The following is a 1,023-nucleotide window of genomic DNA, read 5'->3' as shown; positions in this document are numbered from 1 at the left end:
GGTGTAATGGACAAAATTCATGCTGGCGTAGGGTCTAACGCTATATACTGTCTATATTTGCAAGGAATCAACGCCATGAATCAAAAAACTGCCCTTTTTGTCGTGAGAAACACACCAAGAAGAATGGGCGCAAACTAGGCAAACAGCAGTACCAATGTCTAGCTTGCAAACGGCAGTTTTTAGGGGGTACAAGACTTAATAATCAAACCCTTTGGACAGAATATACTCAAGGTAAACAGACCTACCAACAGCTAGCTGACAAATATAATTGTAGTCTTAAAACTATCCAAAGACGGCTAGACAAAGTCAGTATCCAGTATCAGGTTAAGCGACCTAAGACTGCTAATATCATCATGGACACCACCTACTTTGGTCGCAAGTTTGGTTTAATGGTCTTTATGGACAACACCACTAAAGCCGTTCTCTCTTACGCGATAGTGAGTCATGAAACCAACAGCGCTTATAAGCAAGGGGTGGATCACCTAACATCGTTAGGCGTTGATGTACAAAGCATCACCTGTGATGGCAGACGAGGACTTAGAAGCCTGTTTACTAGCATCCCTTGTCAGATGTGTCAGTTCCATCAACTGCAAATAGTGACCCGTTACTTGACTCGTCGTCCTAAGAATATCGCGAGCATTGAGCTGAGAGGGCTTGCTTCAAATCTAAAACAGCTCAATAAATCCGACTTCATAGAGTGCTTAGATCATTGGTATTTAACTCATGAAGCCTATCTTAATGAACGTAGCACTAATGAAGATACTGGTAAAACATGGTATACCCACAAGCGTCTTAGAAGTGCTTATCGTAGCCTCAGAACCAATAGCGACTGGCTATTCACTTATCAAGAATATGAGCATTTAGATGTACCTAATACCACAAATTCTCTTGAAGGGTTATTCAGTGAGCTCAAACGACAATTACACAGTCATCATGGGCTAAATGAGAGGCGTAAGTTACGGTTTATTAAAGACTTTCTACTATCAAAGTCACTCAAATAGCATGAATTTTGTCCATTACACC

At 41.1% G+C, this 1,023-nt stretch carries 1 protein-coding gene; it reads left to right on the top strand.

Going from position 1 to position 1,023, the window contains the following annotated elements:
- Positions 1–53: 53 nt before the first annotated feature.
- Entirely contained in the window at positions 54–1,001 is a 948-nt protein-coding gene (locus tag C8D84_RS13700) for an IS256 family transposase, variant Zn-binding type (protein WP_425314287.1), read from the top strand.
- The last annotated feature ends 22 nt before the right edge of the window (positions 1,002–1,023 follow it).

Origin of the sequence: Psychrobacter immobilis, from assembly GCF_003148585.1 — a bacterium.
GTDB lineage: Bacteria > Pseudomonadota > Gammaproteobacteria > Pseudomonadales > Moraxellaceae > Psychrobacter > Psychrobacter immobilis.
The sequence above is the reverse complement of the archived record's forward strand: the minus strand, read 5'-3'. Positions and strand labels throughout refer to the sequence as shown.